The following is a 19,671-nucleotide window of genomic DNA, read 5'->3' as shown; positions in this document are numbered from 1 at the left end:
TGAAAACGATTTCGAGTCAAAAATCTTAATTTTCCTTGCAAAATAAGGGGATTAGAGGCTATAACGTTTTCGTAAATTTATTATTTTAAGTCATTTAAAATAAGTATTTTTACATCATAAATTATGGGAAATATAAAAAAAATAGGAGTCATGACATCTGGAGGAGATTCTCCAGGGATGAACGCAGCAATTAGATCTGTTGTAAGAACATGTGCCTTTTATAAAATAGAATGCACAGGTATTTACAGAGGATATCAAGGGATGATAGAAGGTGATTTTATTGAACTGAATGCACGTAGTGTAAAAGGGATCATCAATAAAGGAGGAACTTTCTTAAAATCGGCTAGGTCAAAAGAATTTATGACCAAAGAAGGTAGAAAAAAAGCATACGACCAATTAAAAAAAGCAAAAGTAGATGCTTTAGTTGTAATTGGTGGTGATGGTAGTTTTACAGGAGCTTTAGTTTTTAACCAAGAATTTGGTTTTCCTGTTATGGGTATTCCAGGTACTATAGATAATGATATTGAAGGTACTTCTCATACACTAGGTTACGATACAACATTAAATACAGTGGTAGATGTTATCGATAAAATTAGAGATACAGCATCATCGCACAACAGATTATTTTTTGTAGAAGTAATGGGTAGAGATGTTGGGCATATTGCATTAAACGTTGGTGTTGGTGCAGGTGCAGAAGAAATTCTAATTCCTGAAGAAGATCTTGGTTTAGAACGTTTGTTAGAATCTTTAAGAAGAAGTAAACAATCTGGTAAATCATCGAGTATTGTAATTGTTGCAGAAGGTGATAAAACCGGTAAAAATGTTTTCGAATTAAAAGATTATGTTGATGAACATTTGCCAGAATACGAAGTTAGAGTATCCGTTTTAGGACACATGCAAAGAGGAGGGTCTCCTTCTTGTTTCGATCGTGTTTTAGCAAGTAGAATGGGGGTAGGCGCTGTTGAAAGCTTAATAGATGGTAAATCGAATTTAATGGTAGGTTTAATAAACGATAAAATAGCAGTAACTCCATTAGAAAAAGCAATAAAAGGACAATCAAAAATAAATAAAGAATTAATAAGAGTATCAGATATAATGTCTGTGTAATAATAAATAACAAGAATAAGATGATTAAAATAGGAATTAACGGATTTGGTAGAATTGGTAGATTAGCATTCAGATCTGCAATTAAAAGAGAAAATGTACAAGTAGTTGGTATAAACGATTTATTAGACGTAGATTATTTAGCATATATGTTAAAATACGATTCAGTACATGGGGCTTTCGATGGTACTGTAGAAGTAGCAGATGGTAAATTAATTGTAGATGGTAATGAAATTAGAATTACTGCAGAAAGAAATCCTGCTGATTTAAAATGGGATGAAGTAGAAGCTGAATACGTTTTAGAATGTACAGGTATCTTTAAGAGTTTAGAACAAGCTAATTTACACATACAAGGTGGAGCTAAAAAAGTAGCTATTTCTGCACCTTCTGGAGATGCACCAATGTTTGTAATGGGAGTAAACCATACAAAATTACAAGCTTCTGATACTATTTTTTCTAATGCATCTTGTACTACAAACTGTTTAGCGCCAATAGCTAAAGTTTTAAATGATAATTTCGGAATTACAGAAGGTTTAATGACAACTGTTCACGCAGCAACTGCAACTCAAAAAACTGTAGATAGCCCTTCTAACAAAGATTGGAGAGGTGGTAGAGCAGCAATACACAATATTATTCCTTCTTCAACTGGAGCTGCAAAAGCTGTAGGTAAGGTAATTCCAGAATTAAATGGTAAATTAACTGGTATGGCTTTTAGAGTACCAACTATGGATGTATCTGTAGTAGATTTAACTGTAAAGTTAGAAAAAGGTGCATCTTACGAAGAAGTAAAAGCAGCTATGAAATCTGCTTCTGAAAACGAAATGGCAGGTGTTTTAGGTTATACTGAAGAATTAGTAGTTTCTCAAGATTTTGTTGGTGAAACTCGTACTTCTGTATTTGATGCAAATGCAGGTATCGCTTTAAATGATAACTTTGTAAAAGTTGTTTCTTGGTACGATAATGAAATCGGTTATTCAACTAAATTAGTAGATTTAGTAGAATATGCTGCAACATTATAATCAAAAATAATTATATAATTTTTTAAGCCTAAGAGTAAGAAATTACTTTTAGGCTTTTCTTTTAAATTAATATATGGAAATAGCAATTATAGCTCATGATGGCATGAAAGCAGAAATGGTTCAATTTTTAAATGAACACAAAGAAACTCTGCTACAAAAAAGAATTCAATTAATTTCTACAGGTACAACAGGTTCAAAAGCTGAGAATGCAGGCTTTAAAGTAACAAAATTTTTGTCAGGACCAATTGGTGGTGATGCTCAAATAGCAAGCAGAGTAGCAGAAGGTAAATGTAATATGGTTTTATTTTTTAGAGATCCACATGCAAAACATCCTCATGAACCAGATATTATTATGTTATTAAGAATTTGTGATGTGCATAATGTACCTTTAGCAACAAATCCTTCTACTGCAAACTTATTAATTAAAGCTATTTAACAGCAATAACACTAATCTCTACATTTACAAATTTTGGTAAATTAGCTACTTCTACAGTTTCTCTGGCAGGAGCAGTTTCTTCATTAAAATAGCTTCCATAAATGGCATTAATTTTAGCAAATTGATGCATATCAGCAATAAAAATAGAAGTTTTAATTACATTATCAAAAGTCATTTCTGCAGCTTCTAAAACAGCTTTTACATTTTCCATTACTTGTTTGGTTTCATTTTCTATAGAATCTAAAACCAATTCACCATTTTCTGGATTAATTGCAATCTGGCCAGATGTATATAAAGTATTTCCGCTTAAAATAGCTTGATTGTAAGGCCCAATAGGAGCAGGTGCATTTTTTGTAGTAATTATTTTTTTCATATCTCTAAAGTTTGAAATTCTTAGGAATTATACATCTTTTATAAAAGTTGATAAAGTTAGTTTATAAGTTAAAAATTTAAAACAATACTCTATCTGGTGGTTTGTTTTTATCCCATTTTAAATCGGATAACGTAGATGATTTTACCCCAATAAAAAAGGTGTAAGAAGAGTTTGTGCCAAAAGGAACCCAGTTAAAATTAAACTGCCAACTATCTAAATCTCTTGTAAAATTAAATCGAGAAAAAGAGAAAGCGCCACCTTTTACATCGTAACCAGAAGAATAACCTACTTTCCATTTTGGTGATAATTCTATGTTACCACTAAAGCCTAAAGTATGCACACCAACCTCTCCTGGATTTATACCATTATTACTGTAATTGGCAGAATAAACCAAGTTTATAGACCAAGGTATTTTGGCTCTATACAAATCTGTTTTTGTAGTGCCACCTTTTTTGTTATTATTTGTAGATTGTCTTTGTCTATCGTTTGTTGGGTCTATGTTAGCACCCATAGTATCTGGTGGATTGTTAGCTCCATTTCCATTTTTATCATTATCATTCTCTTTCGATTTATCAAAATCTGTACTAGAAATGGAATAGTTGGCTGTTAAATTGGCACTAGACAACCTAGGAAAAGAATTAAACTGATCAATTTTTACAGCACTCCCATTTACTTCAACCACTTGATAAGGATCTAAAGAACCATTAAAGTTTAACGCTAATTTATCTTTAAATAAACGTGTACCAGCATTAAAAGAAACATTAGACCAACGTAAACTATCAGCTGCAATATTGTAAGAAGAGCTAAAGTTTAAATTGTTTAAAAGCATAATTTTTTCATCTTCTTCATCACTATCTGGATCTTTGGGGGCTACTTTTGCCTCTAAAACATTATTTATTGATATTCCAATAGAATTACTTAATCCAGAGGATGGAGCTCCATAAATACCTTGATCAAAAACAGTATATTCTAGAAAATCTGTTGGGTCTGTACTTTGTTGTACTTCTCTAATAAATTTATCCTTAAAATCGGGTCTGTAAGAATAAGAAATGGTAGGTCTAAGTGTATGTCTTATGGCCTTTAATCTTCCTTTTTTAAAGTTAAAAGTACCATAAATGTTTGTAGATAAACTAACCCCCATATTGTATTCTCTATAGCTTTTAAATCCTCTTAAAGTATCTGTAACAACTACATTACTGGTTTCATCATATTCTTTTTGAATATAATCAAATTGCCAAGTTTCTTCGTAGTTTGCACTTGGTGATAAGGTAAAATATTTAAAAGCTTTTATGTTGGTACTTGTGCTTGTACTATGTTGTACACCAGATCTTGCTGTTTCAAACATTTTACTGGTAAAAAACTCATCATCAGTAGTATTAATTAAATACTGACCTTGCATATTATAGTTGAAACCTAATTTTTGAATGGGTGTTTTTTTGATACCACCTTCACCAGCAAAAGGATAAACCCTATTCATATTTAAGGTTAAAGAAGGCAATGTCATTGTTATGCTTTCTGTATTTGTATTTTGTTGATGTGTTGCTGTAACAGCCATATTAAATGGAGTACCAACAAAAGTTTTACTATAATTTATAGAAGAGTTAAAAGTGTTGTTTTGTGTTTGAGCAACATTAAACTGATTTAAAGATTCTCTAAAAAAGCTACTACTTCCTAAATTTACAGAAGCCGAAAATCTAGAATTCGGACTCGCTTTAGAATCTTGACTATGTGTCCATCTTACATTAAAGTTACTACTTTTGCTGTAATCATCAAAACCTCTAATACCGCTTATAATATTTTCGAAATCAAAACTAAAAACTCCACTAAAACGATAACGTTTTACGTAATTGGAGTTGGTTCTAAGTCCCCAACTTCCATTAGCCCAAGCATCTCCAGTAAGTTTTAAATCTACATAATCGTTAATTGCAAAATAATATCCTCCATTTTGTAAACCAACTCCTCTGCTGCTACTTCCAGTATCAAAAGCAGGAATTAAAAAACCAGAAGTACTGGTTTCTGTCATCGGAAAATAAGCAAATGGCAATACAAGTGGAGTAGGTACATCTGCTAAAACTAGGTTACTAAAACCTACAATAATTTTTTTACCAGGTACTAATTTTGCTTTATTGGTTCTTATATAATAATCTGGCACCTCTTTTTCTGAAGTTGTAAAACGTATTTTACGAATGTAAATCGTAGAATCATTTACTCGTTTTGTTTTTTCACCATAGGTAAACATTTCACCTTGTTTGGTTTTTAAACCATAGATTAAAGCTCGCTTACTTTTAAAATTATAAATAATAGAATCTTGTTCAGACTCTTGGCCACCTTGTTTAAAAACGGGTCTTTGTGTATAGCCTGTGCTATCTATAATTCCTTTAGCAAAAAGGGTGTTTTTTTTATAATCAATAATAATAATACCTGCTTTTAGATCGATATCTGTATAGGTAATATTTGCTTCATTATATAAAGTTACAGTTTGCTCTTTAGCATTTTGTATGGTGTAATCTTTAGCTACGTGAACAATTAAATCGTCTATTGCTTCTTTTGGTTTTATAGAATCAGTAGCAACAGTATCTATTTGTTTGGTAAGTAAACTATCCTTTTTAGAGTTGAAAATAGAATCTTTTTGTATAAGTTGTAAAGAGTCTTTTTTCTTAAGGTTAATACTGTCTTTACCTACAGAAGGAATAACTATTTTTTCTTTAGATTTTATATCTTGGCAAAAACTAATCTTTACTACAAAGAAGCAGCAAAATAAAAGTAAGTATGATAGGTTTGTTTGCAATGCTATAAATACTATTTTTGTAGTGAGTAAAAGTATGGCTCAATATTTGAATCACAAAATTAATGAAGCCAAAATTAGTTAAATTTTATTGATGAATAAATTACAAATACACAATTTTAAAACCACGATTAAAAATCTGTTTTTTTTAACAATTTCTTTGTTGTTTTTTTGCTCATCATCAATAATAAACGCTCAAAAAGTATATACAATTGTTATAGATGCTGGTCATGGTGGTAAAGATCCTGGTAATTTAGGGAACGGTTACAAAGAGAAAAATATTGCATTAAAAGTAGCTTTAATTGTAGGCAAAGGTTTGGCTAAAGAAAAAGATATTAAGGTTATTTATACCAGAAAAAATGACACTTACCCAGATCTTTGGAGAAGAGCAGAAATAGCAAACAACGCAAAAGCCGACTTATTTGTCTCTATTCATTGCGATTCTCATACATCAAACGCTTATGGTGCAGGTACTTTTGTTTTAGGATTGAGAGGTAATAAAAAGAATTTAGAAATAGCCAAAAGAGAAAATGCTTCAATTCTTTTGTACGAAGATAATTATGAAGGTAAATACAAAGGTTTTGATCCTAATTCAGCAGAATCTGTAATTGGTTTATCACTTTTACAAGAAGAAAACCTAGATAAAAGCTTGCAAATTGCCAGTTTAATTCAGAATAATTTTGCCTATAAATTAAAAAGAAACAATAGAAAAGTAAAACAAGATAACTTTCAGGTTTTAAGAGAAACAATAATGCCAAGTGTTTTGGTTGAGTTGGGTTTTTTAACCAATAGAAATGAAGGTAGATATTTAAATTCTTCTAAGGGCCAAATACAAATGGGTAATGCTATTGTAGATGCCATAAAGAAGTACATCAATAATCTAAAACTAAACACGGTTGTAGAGCAACTCGTAGAAAACGCAAATTATGATGTAGTTGAATTTAAAATTCAAATTGCTTCAGGAAAAAATAAAATACCAACAAAATCATACAATTTTAAAGGTTTATCTAACGTGCAAAGGGTAAAAGTTGGTAGTTATTATAAGTATTATTTCGGAGTTACTTCTTCTTATAGAGAAGCATTACAGTCACTTAAAATTGCCAAACGAAAAGGTTACACATCTGCTTTTATGGTAGCTTTTAAAAACGGAGAAAAAGTAGCTGTAAAAGATGTGTATAAAATGCATTAGTTTTGGTGATAGTAACCAAAATTATTAGTAATATTGTTAGTAAATTTTCAAACATGTCAAAAGAATTAAAAACGGGTATCATAGCTATTTTAATTGTAGTTGCATTTATTTGGGGCTATAATTTTTTAAAAGGGCATGATGTTTTTTCGCCCTCAGCAAGAGAGTTTATTGTAGAATATAATAATGTAGGTGGTTTAACAGAAGCTAGTTTAGTTACCATAAATGGTTTAAAAGTAGGGCAAGTAGAAGACATTAACTTTAACCAAAATCCGAATAAAAAAGGAAAATTAGTAGTTAGGTTCTCTTTAGAAAATGATATAGAATTCTCTAAAAAAAGCATTGTAAAAATATATTCTCCCAATCCATTATCGGGTTCTAATTTAGCAATTATACCAAGTTACGAAGGTGAACTTGCTGTTAGTTTAGATACTTTACAAGGAGAAATAAAAGCAGGTTTATTAACCTCTATAGGCGAAAGATTAGACCCATTACAAACAAAATTAGAAAAAGTTATTGTTAGAGCAGATACTTTGTTTAGTGGAATAAATAAAGTTTTAAATAACGAAACAATTACAGGCATTAACTCTTCAGTAACCAATTTAGCTGCTACTATTTATGAGTTAAGACAAGCAGTTAAATCTGTTAATTATATGGTTTCTGATAATAAAGAAAACATAAAAATAACTTTAGAGAATGCTAAAAACATTACTGGTAATTTAAACAAACTTTCAGATAGTTTAACAACAGTTAATTTTAATCAAATTGTACAAAAAGCAGAAAATGCTGTAGATAATTTTAACGAATTATCAATTAAAATTAACTCAACAGATGGTACTATTGGTCGGTTAATTAATGATGATGATTTGTATCAAAATATGGAAGCAGCATCAAAAGAATTAGAACAGTTATTAAGAGATTTAAAAACAAATCCAAAGAGATATGTTCACTTTTCTTTATTTGGTAAAAAACCTAAAGAATACGTGCCAACACCACCAGATAGTTTGTTATTTGTTAAAGAATAATAGTATATTAATTTAATTTTTTTAGAATGCAATATTTACCAAACATATTTTTTATCATCGCCTTAATTGCAGGTATTGGTTTTTTTGTGATGAATGTAAAAAAACTATCAAGAAACATCAAATTAGGGAAAGATGTAGATAGAACAGACAGAAAATCTGAACGTTTAAAAAATATGATGATGATTGCTCTTGGGCAATCTAAAATGGTAAAAAGACCTTTTTCAGGATTTCTGCATATTATTGTTTATGTTGGTTTTATCATTATTAATATCGAAGTTTTAGAAATTATTATAGATGGTATTTTTGGTACACACAGAATTTTTCTAGAGGTAATACCTGCAACATTATATGGTTTTTTAATTGGTACTTTCGAGGTTTTAGCGGCATTAGTTTTTGTAGCTGTTATTATCTTTTGGTTACGTAGAAATGTTTCTAACATCAAACGTTTTTTAAGTAAAGAAATGAAAGGTTGGCCAAAAAATGATGGAAATTACATTTTGTATTTCGAAATGGTTTTAATGACCTTGTTTTTGGTGATGAACGCCACAGACACATCATTTCAACAAGCAGGAATTGGAAATCCAATAAGTCAATTTTTAGTCCCTTTGTTTGATGGTTTTTCTCCATATACAATTCATGCAATAGAAAGAACAGCTTGGTGGATTCATATTTTAGGAATTTTAGTCTTCTTAAATTATTTATATTATTCAAAGCATTTGCACATTTTATTGGCATTTCCGAACACTTATTTTGCAAATTTAAATCCCAAAGGACAATTCAATAATTTAGAAGCGGTTACTAATGAAGTTAAATTAATGATGGATCCAGATGCAGATCCTTATGCAATGCCAGAAGAAGGAGCTGAAGATGCAGTACCAGAAAAGTTTGGAGCTTCTGATGTAACTGACTTAAATTGGGTACAATTATTAAATGCATATACTTGTACAGAATGTGGCAGATGTACGTCTTCTTGTCCTGCAAATTTAACAGGTAAAGCATTATCGCCTCGTAAAATAATGATGGATACCAGAGATCGTTTAGAAGAAGTGGGTAGAAATATCGATGCAAATAATGGGGTTTTTGTTGATGATAATAAGCAATTATTAAACGATTATATTTCTCCAGAAGAACTTTGGGCGTGTACAAGTTGCAATGCTTGTGTAGAAGAATGTCCTGTAAATATAGATCCATTATCAATTATAATGGATATGAGAAGATATTTAGTGATGGAACAAAGTGCGGCTCCACAAGAATTAAATATGATGATGACAAATGTTGAAAATAATGGTGCTCCTTGGCCATACAATCAACAAGACAGATTAAACTGGGCAAACGAAGAGTAAAATTAGTTAACAGTTTTCAGGAGCAGTTGGCAGTCATGTTTTAGAAAAAGTAGCTAACATATTGCCACTTCGAGTGAATTTATGAGAAACGAATAAATTTGTATCGAGAAGTTTTTAACAATTAAACGTTTCAACGAATAAACAATTAAACATTTTATTATGAACGTACCAACAATGGCAGATATGATGGCTCAAGGCAAACAACCAGAAGTATTATTTTGGGTGGGTGCTGCAGGAAGTTATGATGATAGAGCAAAAAAAATAAGTAGAGCTTTTGTTAAAATATTACATCAAGCCAATGTAGATTTTGCAGTTTTAGGTACAGAAGAATCATCAACAGGAGATGCAGCAAAAAGAGCAGGAAATGAGTTCTTGTTTCAAATGCAAGCTATGATGAACATCGAAGTTTTAAATGGTTACGAGGTTAAAAAAATCGTAACATGCGATCCGCATTCTTTTAATACTTTAAAAAACGAATATCCTTCTTTAGGAGGAAAATACGAAGTATATCATCATACACAATTTATACAAAATTTAATATCCGAAGGTCGTTTAAATATCGATAATTCTACTTTAAAAGGCAAAAGAGTAACTTTCCATGATCCTTGTTATTTAGGTAGAGCCAATGAGGTGTACGAATCTCCAAGAGATTTAATTAGAAGATTGGGCGTTAATTTAACAGAAATGAAACGTCATAAAGAAACAGCTTTATGTTGTGGTGCAGGTGGTGCACAAATGTTTAAAGATGCAGAAAAAGGCGATAAAGAAATTAATGTGTTAAGAACAGAAGACGCTTTAAAAACCAAACCCAATATTATAGCCACTGGTTGCCCATATTGCAACACAATGATGACAGACGGAATTAAATTTAAAGAAAAAGAAACAGAAGTAATTGTTAAAGATATAGCTGAATTAATTGCAGAAGCTAATAATTTATAACCACTAAAATGCCACTAATAGAAGAAAAAGTACTTAATGAATTGTATTCTGAATTAGATAAGTTAAAAACTGACAAAGAAAAACTGCAAACTGGTTTTGTAAATTTAAAGTTAAAATCTAATAAAGTTAAAAAGACGAATACAAGAAATAATATTATCTATATTATTATCATTATTCTGCTGCTATGTTCTTCCATTTATTTATATACAGAGTACTCTAAATCTGAAACAATTATAGAAAATAAAGAGCAAAAAATTAGTGCTTTGTTAGATAGTATCAAGGTAAAACCGAATTCAACATTAGATTTAAAAAGTACTATTATTAATCCTGATGTAATTTATACCATTCAATTAGGCGTTTTCGAAAAATTAGATTTAGACATTAATACCAAAGACGATTTCAGCTTTAAAGAAATTGAAAATAAAAACAAACGAATTTATCAATTGGGAGTTTTTTCTAGTTATACAACAGCAACTTTATTTAAAGAAGAAATAAAAAAAATTGGTTTAGATGATGCTTTTATAGTGCCTTACAACAAAGAAAGTGATAGAATTGATATTAAAAAAGCCTTAGTGTTAAGTAACGAAGAGTTTTACATTAAAAACTAATTTTTATGACCAATGAGTTTCAGAATAATTTGGTTGATGAATTACCAAACATCACTAAAATTGAATTTACTAAAATTGATAAAAGTTACTTTAAGGTAATTTTAATCAATTTTTTTTTAACTTTTTTAATATGTTTAGTAGCTTTAATTTTAATGCAAAGCTATGTTTTATCAGAAGAAATTAAACCATATATTTTATACTTATACATCTTATTAATCTCTGTTTTTCTGATTGTTTTTGTTTACACTAAATTAAGTTTTGTACAAAAAAAATATGCTTTAAGAGAAAAAGATATTTCTTATAAAGAAGGTTTAATTGTAAAGAAATTAACGACAGTGCCTTTCTCTAGAATTCAACATGTAGAAACTGACGAAAAACCCTTTTCAAGATTATTTGGCTTGTCTGCTTTAAGTGTTTACACAGCAGGCGATAGTAGTGACGATTTGGTAATTAAAGGCATTAAAAAAGAAACAGCATTACAAATCAAAGAATTTATAAGTACTAAAATTAATGAATAATTCTTTTGATTTTTCTTCTTTCTCAAAACAATCTCCAAAAGGGATTTTTGTTATTTACATAGCACTTATTTATAAGGTTTTAAAAGCAACTTGGCTATTGTTGTTTATTGTTTTTAAGGATTTTTCTGAGATATCAAGTTTTAATGTAAACTATATTTATTTCGGTTTTGCTTTTATTTTACTTTTTTTATTGATGAGAGCCATTTTAATTTATAAAAATTTTCAGTTTAAAATTAAAGATGAGCATTTTATATTAAAACAAGGGATTTTAAAAAAAACGAATACAGCCATTCCTTTTCATAGAATTCAGAATATTAATTTTAAGCAAAACTTAATTCAGCAAGTCATAAACGTGTACGAAGTTAGCATAGAAACAGCGGGTACAAGTAAAACTGAAATTTCTATTAAAGCGATTTCCTTAGAAAAAGCAACAGCTTTAAAAGAAATGATCACCACAAATAAAGCATTTAATGCTTCTTTAGCTAAAGAAAAAGAAAAAGAAACAGAAATAAAACCATTGTTAAGTATAGGTATTAAAGAACTTTTTAAAGTTTGTTTAACCGAAAATCATCTGCGAAACTTATTTTTATTTCTGGCAGTTATAATTGGTTTTTATCAACAGGTGCAACAACTTACAGATAGTCTTGGTAAAACTGAAATTTTAGACGGTTTTATAAAAGAAAATACAAATGCAGTAACAGCAAGCGTTTTTTTAATCTTTTTATTGCTGATAATAATAATTGTAGTTGCTTTGCTTACTTCTTTTGTAAAAGTATTTCTTGTCCATTTTAATTTAAAAGTATTTTTAAAAAAGAATGCTTTCGAAATTAATCAGGGTTTAATTACAAAAAAATCGATTGTTTTAAAGAAACAAAAAGTACAGAATATTACAATTTCTACAAATCCTTTAAAACGTCTCATTGGCATATCTTTTGTGAATTTTAAACAAGCTGTAAGCGGAAAATTAAACAATAAAAAGAAAGAAAAATTAATACGCATTGTAGGTTGTAAAAAAGCACAAATAGAAACAATAAAAAATAGTTTATTTAATGTTGCTGATGTAGAAAATAGAGAAAAGAATTTTGCTGATAATTATTATAAGAGAAGAATTTTTCTATTCACTTTTTTGTTTTTAATTGTAGTGTATTCAGCATTATATTTAACATTTTCTAAAGTCGAAATCTTCTATTCAATTATTTTAGTGATTCCTATTGTTGTATTTTTGATCTTTAAAAAAGTAAACAAACGTTTTTATAAAGTTTCTGATGCTATGTTGTTGGTAGGTAAAGGATTAATAGAAACACACATTACTTATTTAGAAATTTTTAAAGTGCAAAACATTAAAATGAAGCAAACAGTTTTTCAGAAAAGAAGCAATGTAGCAGATATAATTTTCCAAACAGCTTCAGGTAAAATAAAAATTCCTTGTATTCCTTTTTCTGATGCCATAAACATTTATAATCACACTTTATACAAAGTAGAAACAAGTACAAAAGAATGGATGTAAAAAGTTTTATAAAAGCTGCACGTTTAAGAACTTTACCTTTATCTGTTTCTGGGATAATTGTGGGGAGTTATTTAGGGGTAGATTATTTAAATTCTATTTCAATAGAAAGTGTGAAAATTGTTGCTTGGTTAACACCAACTTTCTGGCTAGCAATTCTAACTACTATTGGTTTTCAAGTATTATCTAACTTTGCAAACGATTATGGAGATGGCGTTAAAGGTTCAGACAAAAATAGAACAGGAGAAGCAAGAATGGTTTCTTCTGGGGCAATTACGCCAAAACAAATGAAAATGGCAATGATTGTTACCACAATAATCACTTTAATTATTGCATTATTGCTGATATACGTAGCTTTTGGTAGCGATAATTTTGGGTATTCAGTACTATTTTTTGTTCTTGGTATTGCCTCAATTACAGCTGCCATTAAATATACTGTGGGTAATTCAGCTTATGGTTATTCTGGTTTTGGAGATGTTTTTGTGTTTGTTTTCTTCGGATTATTAAGTGTAGTGGGGTCTTACTTTTTGTATACAAAAATTATAAATTTTGAAATCTTTTTACCAGCAATTTCAGTTGGTTTGTTGAGTACAGCTGTTTTAAATTTAAATAATTTAAGAGATAGAGAAGAAGATAAAAAGAATAATAAAAATACTTTAGTGGTAAAGTTAGGAATTGAGAAAGCAAAACAATATCATTATTTTTTAATTTTCGGAGCATTAATTTCAACATTAGTTTTTATCTCTTTAAATTTTGAAACCATTTATCAGTTTATATTTTTAGTTGCGTTTATTCCGTTAATTAAAAATGTAAAAACAGTTGCCGAGAATAAAATTCCTGCAGAATTAGATAAAGAATTAAAAAAAGTAGCATTAAGTACATTTTTGTTTGCCATTCTTTTTGCAATTACAAACACCATATTTTAAATTTAGTAAATGAAAACAATAAAAATTATTTTAGGAATTATAACAGCCCTAACCATTGTGTTTTTTGCAACAGGTTTATTTGTAAAACAAACCAATTATACAGCAGAAGTTACTGTAAATAAGCCTGTAGAAGCGGTTTTTAAAACCTTTAACCAACAAGAAAATCTTAAAAATTGGATACCAGAAATTAAATCTCTAGAGGTTATAAACGAAACAATTGGTAAAACAGGAAGCACTTATAAAATGGTTGTAGAAAATCAAAGTCAAGAAATTACCATGACAGAAAAAGTATTGGCTTACGTGCCTAACGAAAAAGTCACCATTTTTTTTGATGCAGAAAATATGCTAAAAACAGACGACTATATTTTTAAGTCAAATGGAGATGCAACTACAATTACGTTAACCTCTAGCTGCAAAAGCGATTCTTATATAATGGCTTGCTTGTTTCCTTATTTTAAAGGCACATTTCAAAAACAAGATCAAGTATATTTAGATAATTTTAAAGAATTTGTAGAAAAACAATAATTATTTTATTTTGATAAAAGCCAACTACAAAAAATACATTCTCAATTTTAAAAATCCGAGTGGAACGTCTCGTGGAATTTTAAAAACCAAAGAAACTTGGTTTATTATTTTAAATGATACTAATAAAATCGGAATTGGAGAAACTGGTCTTTTTAGAGGTTTAAGTATAGATGATGTTTCAAATTACGAAGAAAAATTAAGTTGGGTTTGTGCAAATATCAATAAAGGTTTAGATTTTTTATTGGCAGAATTATCCCATTTTCCATCAATTCAGTTTGGATTAGAACAAGCTTTTTTATCTTTAAAAAGTGATGATAAATTTGAACTTTTTCCATCAGAATTTACCAAAGGAAAAAAAGCAATTTCTATAAATGGTTTAATTTGGATGGGCGAAAAAGAGTACATGAAAAAACAAATTAAAGACAAAATTAAAGCGGGTTTTTCTTGTATTAAAATGAAAATTGGTGCTATCGATTTTACTACCGAAATTGAATTGTTAAAAGCAATTAGAAAAGAATTTTCTGAAAATGAAATCGAATTAAGAGTCGATGCTAATGGTGCTTTTAACCCCAATAATGCACTTGAAAAATTAAAACGATTATCAGAATTAAAAATTCATTCTATAGAGCAACCTATTCAACAAGGTCAGATTTTAGAAATGGCAAAACTTTGCGAAAAAACACCATTACCAATTGCTTTAGACGAAGAGTTAATAGGCGTGTTTTCATCCGAAGAAAAGAAGAACATTATAAAACAAATATATCCGCAATATATTATTTTAAAACCAAGCTTAGTGGGCGGTTTTGCTGGTAGTAAAGAATGGATTAAATTAGCAGAAGAAAATAATATTGGTTGGTGGATTACTTCTGCTTTAGAGAGTAATATTGGTTTAAATGCTATTGCACAATTTACCCATACATTGCAAAATAAATTGCCTCAAGGTTTAGGAACTGGTAGTTTATTTACCAATAATATTACAAGTCCTTTAGAGGTTAAAAACGGATTTTTGCAATACAATCCAACCTTAAATTGGAATTTTAATTTAGTATAAAGTAATTCTGAATTGGAGTCAGAATCTCAATAAAAAAGTAAAAATGAACTACATACAACAAGCGTATTCAGGAAAATTAGGAATGTGGAAATACTTAATTATTCCTATTTTATTTTTTGGTTTAATGGCATTAAATTTTTTAGCAATCTGGGTTTTAGATTTAGATGTAGAAAAAATTATGAAGGTAGAAATAGCCAAGAAAGGGGCCAATCGATTTTTAATAGAAAGTCTTGCACAATTTGCAGTTGGTTTAATAGCGCTTTTAATTTGGGTAAAATTTGTTCACAAACAAACACTTACTTCTTTAACAACTTCTAGAAAAAAAATAGATTGGAAAAGAGTCTTTTTTTCCTTTTTATTATGGGGTAGTATCACTACTATTTTTTTGGTGATTGATTATACATTAGCTCCAGAAGATTATCAATGGAATTTTAATTTAGATAAATTTTTAAAATTGGCTTTAATTGCGGTAATTTTAATTCCTCTGCAAACCAGTTTCGAAGAATATTTTTTTAGAGGATATTTAATGCAAGGAATTGGTATTGCAACAAAAAACAGATGGTTTCCGTTAATTGTTACTTCTTTAATTTTTGGTTTATTGCACATTGCAAATCCAGAAGTTGCTAAATTGGGCTATGGTATTTTGGTCTATTATATTGGTACTGGTTTTTTCTTGGGGATTATTACTTTAATGGACGAAGGATTAGAATTAGCATTAGGTTTCCATGCTGCAAACAACCTTTTAACAGCTCTTTTGGTTACTGCAGAATGGACAGTTTTTCAAACAGATTCTGTTTTAATAGACCTTTCTGAACCTGTTTTGGGCATAGATGTGTTTGTACCTGTTTTTGTAATTTTCCCAATTTTGGTGCTTATTTTTGCAAAGGTTTACAAGTGGAAAGATTGGCAAGAAAAATTAACGGGTAAAATAGAAAAACCAATCAATTTAAAAGAAAATTATAGAGTTTTAGATGATATTGGAGCAGAATAAATTTCATAAAAGTTTTAAACTAAATGGAACTTCTTTTGGTTCTGTGGATGAAATTTTGGAATTTTCAAAAGGTTTCTCTGATGAAATTCATCAATTTTTAGAACAATGGTTTTCTAAAGAAATTAGTATTTCTGTACAAACTTCAGGTTCTACAGGCAAACCGAAAACAATTCAATTAAAAAAAGAATTGATGCAAAATTCTGCAGTTGCTACAGGTAATTATTTTAATTTGCCCGAAAAAACTACTGCACTTTTATGTTTGCCAATTGCATATATTGCTGGTAAAATGATGCTTGTAAGAGCATTAACTTTAGGCTGGCACTTAGATTGTATTGCGCCTTCAGCTCATCCTTTAGAAAAAGTAAATTCAAACTACCATTTTTCTGCAATGATACCTTTGCAATTAGAAAACTCCTTATCAAAAATAAGTTTGATAGATAAACTAATTGTAGGTGGAGGAGTAGTTTCTAATACGTTACAACAAAAACTTTCTACGGTAAGTACACAAATTTTTGCCACTTACGGAATGACAGAAACTATAACTCATATTGCAGTAAAGGCCTTGAATAATTTTTCTAAGGATGTAAGCAACACAGATAAAATTTCTTTTTATACTATTTTACCCAATATAACTATTTATAAAGATCAACGAAATTGTTTGGTAATTGATGCGCCTAAAGTTGCAGAAGAAATCATTTTTACCAATGATGTTGTCGATTTAATTTCTGATACTCAGTTTGGTTGGTTAGGTCGTTTTGATAACGTAATCAATTCTGGTGGAGTTAAATTACATCCAGAGAAAATAGAAGAAAAATTATCGAAAATACTTACAAATCGGTTTTTTGTTGCTGGACTTGCTGATGATAAATTAGGAGAAAAATTGGTGTTAATTATTGAAGATAAGGTTTCTACAGAAGTCGAAAATCAGCTTTTAAAAGAAATAAAAAATCTTGAAACACTATCAAAATTTGAGAAACCAAAAGAAATTTATTTTATCAGTAAATTCATAGAAACATCCACAGGAAAAGTTCAAAGAACAGAAACATTTCAAAAAATATTCTTTACTAAAAAGTAACGTTAAGAATCCTAAAATTTTAGAATTAGAAAAATAATAGAAAAGGAGACGTAGCTACTATAAAACCGAATTTAAGTTTAGCAAATAATATTAAATTGTACAAACATGATTTGTATAAATGAGTTCGATCGTCTAAAAAAAACTATTTTTAGACGATCGAATTATGTATTGTTAAAAAGTATTATTCGCTGTATATATTACTCGAATTTCTAAAGCTAGGTTCATTTTTGTACCAATTTTTATATTCTAAACCATCACTTAAAACCCAAGTGATAAAATTTAAATGCGCTGTATCTACACTAGCATTTTCAATTGGGTACTCAAATTTACTAGGAAAATTAATTGCCCAAGGTAAGTTTTCTGTTGTTTTATAATATTTACTAATGTTTGGTTGTGTGTCATCAGCAGATTGACCAAAAATAGAAGTATCTGCCAAATCACTTGGTGCATAGTCTGCTAAGTGAACTTCTTTACCTCTTTCTTTATTAATGATGATAAAAGGATTATATGGTGCTAACCCAAAAGCATCTTGACTAACTGGTGTTGCTAATTCAATATTTACTTTTAAAGTATCTGCAACTTGAAAAGCCTGATCTTGCCTTGTATTAGCAAAACCATGTTTTTTTGCATTATCAAAAACAATTATAGTTGCACTGCTTTGACCTGCTTCTGTTCCGTTTGCATTGTTTTGTATGTAACCTTCAGTATATGCTGTACCTGTAACCGATTCTACTAAGTTTGGTGCTATTCCATCTATTGTAAATCCAAAACCATTTTCATAATTTGCTCCAATAGCTCTTACAACAAACTTACCTTCTAAAGCAACTACGTTATTATCTGCATTTGTTATTCTGTTAAAATTGTAATCAACAATTAAATCGTTAAAATCATAATCTCCTGTAGAAGGCCATAAATCTTCATAAGCTAAAGAACCAAAGTTAGCACTGTTAGGGTAATAATTGTTGAAAGCACGCTCAGGATCTTCTGGATAATCATCAAAACTATCGTAAACTCCATCATTATCTGTGTCAATAGGATCTGGATTTGATATCAGTATATTTTCTATTTCTACATTTTCTATAGGGTTGAAAGAAGCATAAAAAATAGCATCGTTAAAATCATTATCACCTCCTGGTCTAATTAAATCTTCGAAACCAATATAGATAATATCTCTTTCTTCATCTCTTAACAAAACTGAGTGCTGACGATGAGCGATATCTTCTTCTGGATTTAACTCAAAATTTGAATATAATAAACCTAAACCTTCTGTAGATTCTTGAGTAGTACTATTCCATCCATTTCTCATTAGCATCCAACCAACTACCGTATTTTTTTTAAAAGTACCCAAATACACTTTATCGCCAGAGCGTAAACCTCCACCAGAATTTCTGAAAGAAACGTTTGGAAAAATGACAGTACATTCTGTAATATCTTCTGGAGTTGTAGGAGGGAAATCTCTATCATAAGTGTAATAAGCTAGTACATTTCTGTAACCTGCACCTTCAGATACAAAAGTAACCCATACATCTGCATCATCTAAGATAACTAAGTTTTGTTCGTTTACAGTTGTTAAATATTCTGGATGATACTCTGGAACTGGCTTATATTCTGGAAGAGCCGCATTAACATCATTTAAAAAATCGCCACTAATGTAATCTCTTTCGTCTTCTAAATAATTTGGTACACCATTACTATTATAGCTTCCAATATAATTGATTTGAATATTTGAATTAAAGTTTTTTTGAAGTGTGTTTTCTACTTTATTATAAAATGCATTATTTTTAGAGTCTACACTAGATTTGCTACTGTCTTCTCCTCCAAATGTATAGTATACATTTCCATTATCTATAGGTACTTTTATCTCTTTAATAAAACCTATAAAATCTGTTTTTAAAACAACGTCTGTCATATCTGCTTCAAAATCATAATCAAAGCTTAATTCTCCTTGACTATTTGTAACTCCATTGGTTATTTCTATTCCATCTTCGTCTTCTAAACCCGTCCAGATACTTACTTTAACATTTGCTACTGGATTGTTAGCATTGTCTTTTGTGTAAATTGATACTTTTGTTTTGTTAGAATTACTCCAATCAAAATTTGCACTAGCTTTTAAGTTGTTAATTGTGGTAGTTTCTGGAGTTAATTCTTCTTCTTGTGGGAATTTATTATCGCAAGAGCTTACAAGCAAAAGCGTTGCAATTAATAAACTTGGGAGAAAATTTTTCATAGGTTGGGACTATTAAGTTTAAATTTTATTTATTCG

The 19,671-nt window shown here is 29.5% G+C and carries 18 protein-coding genes; 15 read left to right on the top strand and 3 right to left on the bottom strand.

Translation table 11 applies throughout. The annotated features are described in order from the left end of the window. Positions 1 to 123: 123 nt before the first annotated feature. The 3 genes from pfkA to ACWYN7_RS08970 all read left to right on the top strand — a co-directional run bounded on the left by pfkA (position 124) and on the right by ACWYN7_RS08970 (position 2,559). The gene (gene pfkA / locus ACWYN7_RS08980; protein ID WP_462859582.1) at positions 124 to 1,107 is read left to right on the top strand and encodes a 6-phosphofructokinase; all 984 of its coding nucleotides are present in this window, start codon (positions 124 to 126) and stop codon (positions 1,105 to 1,107) included. Positions 1,108 to 1,127: 20 nt separating this feature from the next. Beyond that, positions 1,128 to 2,123, top strand: a complete 996-nt coding sequence (gap, locus tag ACWYN7_RS08975; RefSeq protein WP_462859581.1) for a type I glyceraldehyde-3-phosphate dehydrogenase — start codon at positions 1,128 to 1,130, stop codon at positions 2,121 to 2,123. Between the two features lie 73 nt (positions 2,124 to 2,196). Further along, positions 2,197 to 2,559 carry a methylglyoxal synthase gene (locus ACWYN7_RS08970; protein ID WP_462859580.1) on the top strand — a complete coding sequence of 121 codons (363 nt, stop codon included), beginning with the start codon at positions 2,197 to 2,199 and terminating at the stop codon, positions 2,557 to 2,559. On the opposite strand, the gene ACWYN7_RS08965 is transcribed toward ACWYN7_RS08970, so the two are convergent. Together ACWYN7_RS08965 and ACWYN7_RS08960 are read right to left on the bottom strand one after the other, a co-directional pair. Then, positions 2,552 to 2,932: a RidA family protein gene (locus ACWYN7_RS08965; RefSeq protein ID WP_462859579.1), complete on the bottom strand. Its 381-nt coding sequence runs from the start codon at positions 2,930 to 2,932 to the stop codon at positions 2,552 to 2,554. The genes ACWYN7_RS08970 and ACWYN7_RS08965 overlap by 8 nt on opposite strands. 76 nt (positions 2,933 to 3,008) lie before the next feature. After that, positions 3,009 to 5,720, bottom strand: coding sequence for a putative LPS assembly protein LptD (locus tag ACWYN7_RS08960; RefSeq protein ID WP_462859578.1), 2,712 nt, complete (start codon positions 5,718 to 5,720; stop codon positions 3,009 to 3,011). 91 nt (positions 5,721 to 5,811) lie between these two features. Between ACWYN7_RS08960 and ACWYN7_RS08955 the strand changes: the two genes are divergently transcribed. The 12 genes from ACWYN7_RS08955 to ACWYN7_RS08900 all read left to right on the top strand — a co-directional run bounded on the left by ACWYN7_RS08955 (position 5,812) and on the right by ACWYN7_RS08900 (position 17,408). Further along, positions 5,812 to 6,906 (top strand): N-acetylmuramoyl-L-alanine amidase family protein, encoded by a 1,095-nt coding sequence (locus tag ACWYN7_RS08955; protein WP_462859577.1) that lies wholly within the window; start codon positions 5,812 to 5,814, stop codon positions 6,904 to 6,906. Positions 6,907 to 6,959: 53 nt separating this feature from the next. Further along, positions 6,960 to 7,928 carry an MlaD family protein gene (locus ACWYN7_RS08950; protein ID WP_462859576.1) on the top strand — a complete coding sequence of 323 codons (969 nt, stop codon included), beginning with the start codon at positions 6,960 to 6,962 and terminating at the stop codon, positions 7,926 to 7,928. 26 nt (positions 7,929 to 7,954) lie between these two features. Further along, entirely contained in the window at positions 7,955 to 9,271 is a 1,317-nt protein-coding gene (locus tag ACWYN7_RS08945; protein ID WP_462859575.1) for a 4Fe-4S dicluster domain-containing protein, read from the top strand. Between the two features lie 159 nt (positions 9,272 to 9,430). Beyond that, positions 9,431 to 10,210 (top strand): (Fe-S)-binding protein, encoded by a 780-nt coding sequence (locus ACWYN7_RS08940; RefSeq protein ID WP_462859573.1) that lies wholly within the window; start codon positions 9,431 to 9,433, stop codon positions 10,208 to 10,210. A gap of 8 nt (positions 10,211 to 10,218) precedes the next feature. After that, entirely contained in the window at positions 10,219 to 10,818 is a 600-nt protein-coding gene (locus ACWYN7_RS08935; protein ID WP_462859572.1) for a hypothetical protein, read from the top strand. A 5-nt stretch (positions 10,819 to 10,823) separates the two neighbouring features. Then, complete coding sequence (locus ACWYN7_RS08930; RefSeq protein ID WP_462859571.1) at positions 10,824 to 11,336, top strand: PH domain-containing protein; 513 nt, start codon at positions 10,824 to 10,826, stop codon at positions 11,334 to 11,336. Next, a complete protein-coding gene (locus ACWYN7_RS08925; RefSeq protein WP_462859570.1) occupies positions 11,329 to 12,843 on the top strand; it encodes a PH domain-containing protein in 1,515 nt (504 codons plus the stop codon). The genes ACWYN7_RS08930 and ACWYN7_RS08925 overlap by 8 nt, the downstream gene beginning before the upstream one ends. Beyond that, positions 12,834 to 13,766, top strand: a complete 933-nt coding sequence (gene menA, locus ACWYN7_RS08920) for a 1,4-dihydroxy-2-naphthoate octaprenyltransferase (protein WP_462859569.1) — start codon at positions 12,834 to 12,836, stop codon at positions 13,764 to 13,766. Before ACWYN7_RS08925 ends, menA begins: the two co-directional genes overlap by 10 nt. A gap of 9 nt (positions 13,767 to 13,775) precedes the next feature. Then, entirely contained in the window at positions 13,776 to 14,291 is a 516-nt protein-coding gene (locus ACWYN7_RS08915; protein WP_462859568.1) for an SRPBCC family protein, read from the top strand. A 10-nt stretch (positions 14,292 to 14,301) separates the two neighbouring features. Further along, the gene (locus tag ACWYN7_RS08910) at positions 14,302 to 15,342 is read left to right on the top strand and encodes an o-succinylbenzoate synthase (protein WP_462859567.1); all 1,041 of its coding nucleotides are present in this window, start codon (positions 14,302 to 14,304) and stop codon (positions 15,340 to 15,342) included. A gap of 43 nt (positions 15,343 to 15,385) precedes the next feature. Beyond that, on the top strand, positions 15,386 to 16,333 hold the full coding sequence (locus tag ACWYN7_RS08905; protein ID WP_462859566.1) for a lysostaphin resistance A-like protein: 948 nt from the start codon (positions 15,386 to 15,388) through the stop codon (positions 16,331 to 16,333). After that, positions 16,314 to 17,408, top strand: coding sequence for an AMP-binding protein (locus ACWYN7_RS08900; RefSeq protein WP_462859565.1), 1,095 nt, complete (start codon positions 16,314 to 16,316; stop codon positions 17,406 to 17,408). The genes ACWYN7_RS08905 and ACWYN7_RS08900 overlap by 20 nt, the downstream gene beginning before the upstream one ends. 181 nt (positions 17,409 to 17,589) lie before the next feature. Here ACWYN7_RS08900 and ACWYN7_RS08895 read toward each other — a convergent pair whose 3' ends face one another. Further along, positions 17,590 to 19,635 carry an LruC domain-containing protein gene (locus ACWYN7_RS08895; RefSeq protein ID WP_462859564.1) on the bottom strand — a complete coding sequence of 682 codons (2,046 nt, stop codon included), beginning with the start codon at positions 19,633 to 19,635 and terminating at the stop codon, positions 17,590 to 17,592. Between the last annotated feature and the right edge of the window lie 36 nt (positions 19,636 to 19,671).

The organism is Polaribacter sp. M10, from assembly GCF_054968445.1.
This window is presented reverse-complemented; position numbering and strand designations above follow the sequence as displayed.

Bases quoted from the DNA above. Each gene is read 5' to 3' on its own strand.
- pfkA (WP_462859582.1), top strand. From the start codon at position 124: ATGGGAAATATAAAAAAAATAGGAGTCATGACATCTGGAGGAGATTCT.
- gap (WP_462859581.1), top strand. From the start codon at position 1,128: ATGATTAAAATAGGAATTAACGGATTTGGTAGAATTGGTAGATTAGCA.
- ACWYN7_RS08970 (WP_462859580.1), top strand. From the start codon at position 2,197: ATGGAAATAGCAATTATAGCTCATGATGGCATGAAAGCAGAAATGGTT.
- ACWYN7_RS08965 (WP_462859579.1), bottom strand. From the start codon at position 2,932: ATGAAAAAAATAATTACTACAAAAAATGCACCTGCTCCTATTGGGCCT.
- ACWYN7_RS08955 (WP_462859577.1), top strand. From the start codon at position 5,812: ATGAATAAATTACAAATACACAATTTTAAAACCACGATTAAAAATCTG.
- ACWYN7_RS08950 (WP_462859576.1), top strand. From the start codon at position 6,960: ATGTCAAAAGAATTAAAAACGGGTATCATAGCTATTTTAATTGTAGTT.
- ACWYN7_RS08945 (WP_462859575.1), top strand. From the start codon at position 7,955: ATGCAATATTTACCAAACATATTTTTTATCATCGCCTTAATTGCAGGT.
- ACWYN7_RS08940 (WP_462859573.1), top strand. From the start codon at position 9,431: ATGAACGTACCAACAATGGCAGATATGATGGCTCAAGGCAAACAACCA.
- ACWYN7_RS08935 (WP_462859572.1), top strand. From the start codon at position 10,219: ATGCCACTAATAGAAGAAAAAGTACTTAATGAATTGTATTCTGAATTA.
- ACWYN7_RS08930 (WP_462859571.1), top strand. From the start codon at position 10,824: ATGACCAATGAGTTTCAGAATAATTTGGTTGATGAATTACCAAACATC.
- ACWYN7_RS08925 (WP_462859570.1), top strand. From the start codon at position 11,329: ATGAATAATTCTTTTGATTTTTCTTCTTTCTCAAAACAATCTCCAAAA.
- menA (WP_462859569.1), top strand. From the start codon at position 12,834: ATGGATGTAAAAAGTTTTATAAAAGCTGCACGTTTAAGAACTTTACCT.
- ACWYN7_RS08915 (WP_462859568.1), top strand. From the start codon at position 13,776: ATGAAAACAATAAAAATTATTTTAGGAATTATAACAGCCCTAACCATT.
- ACWYN7_RS08905 (WP_462859566.1), top strand. From the start codon at position 15,386: ATGAACTACATACAACAAGCGTATTCAGGAAAATTAGGAATGTGGAAA.
- ACWYN7_RS08900 (WP_462859565.1), top strand. From the start codon at position 16,314: ATGATATTGGAGCAGAATAAATTTCATAAAAGTTTTAAACTAAATGGA.
- ACWYN7_RS08895 (WP_462859564.1), bottom strand. From the start codon at position 19,635: ATGAAAAATTTTCTCCCAAGTTTATTAATTGCAACGCTTTTGCTTGTA.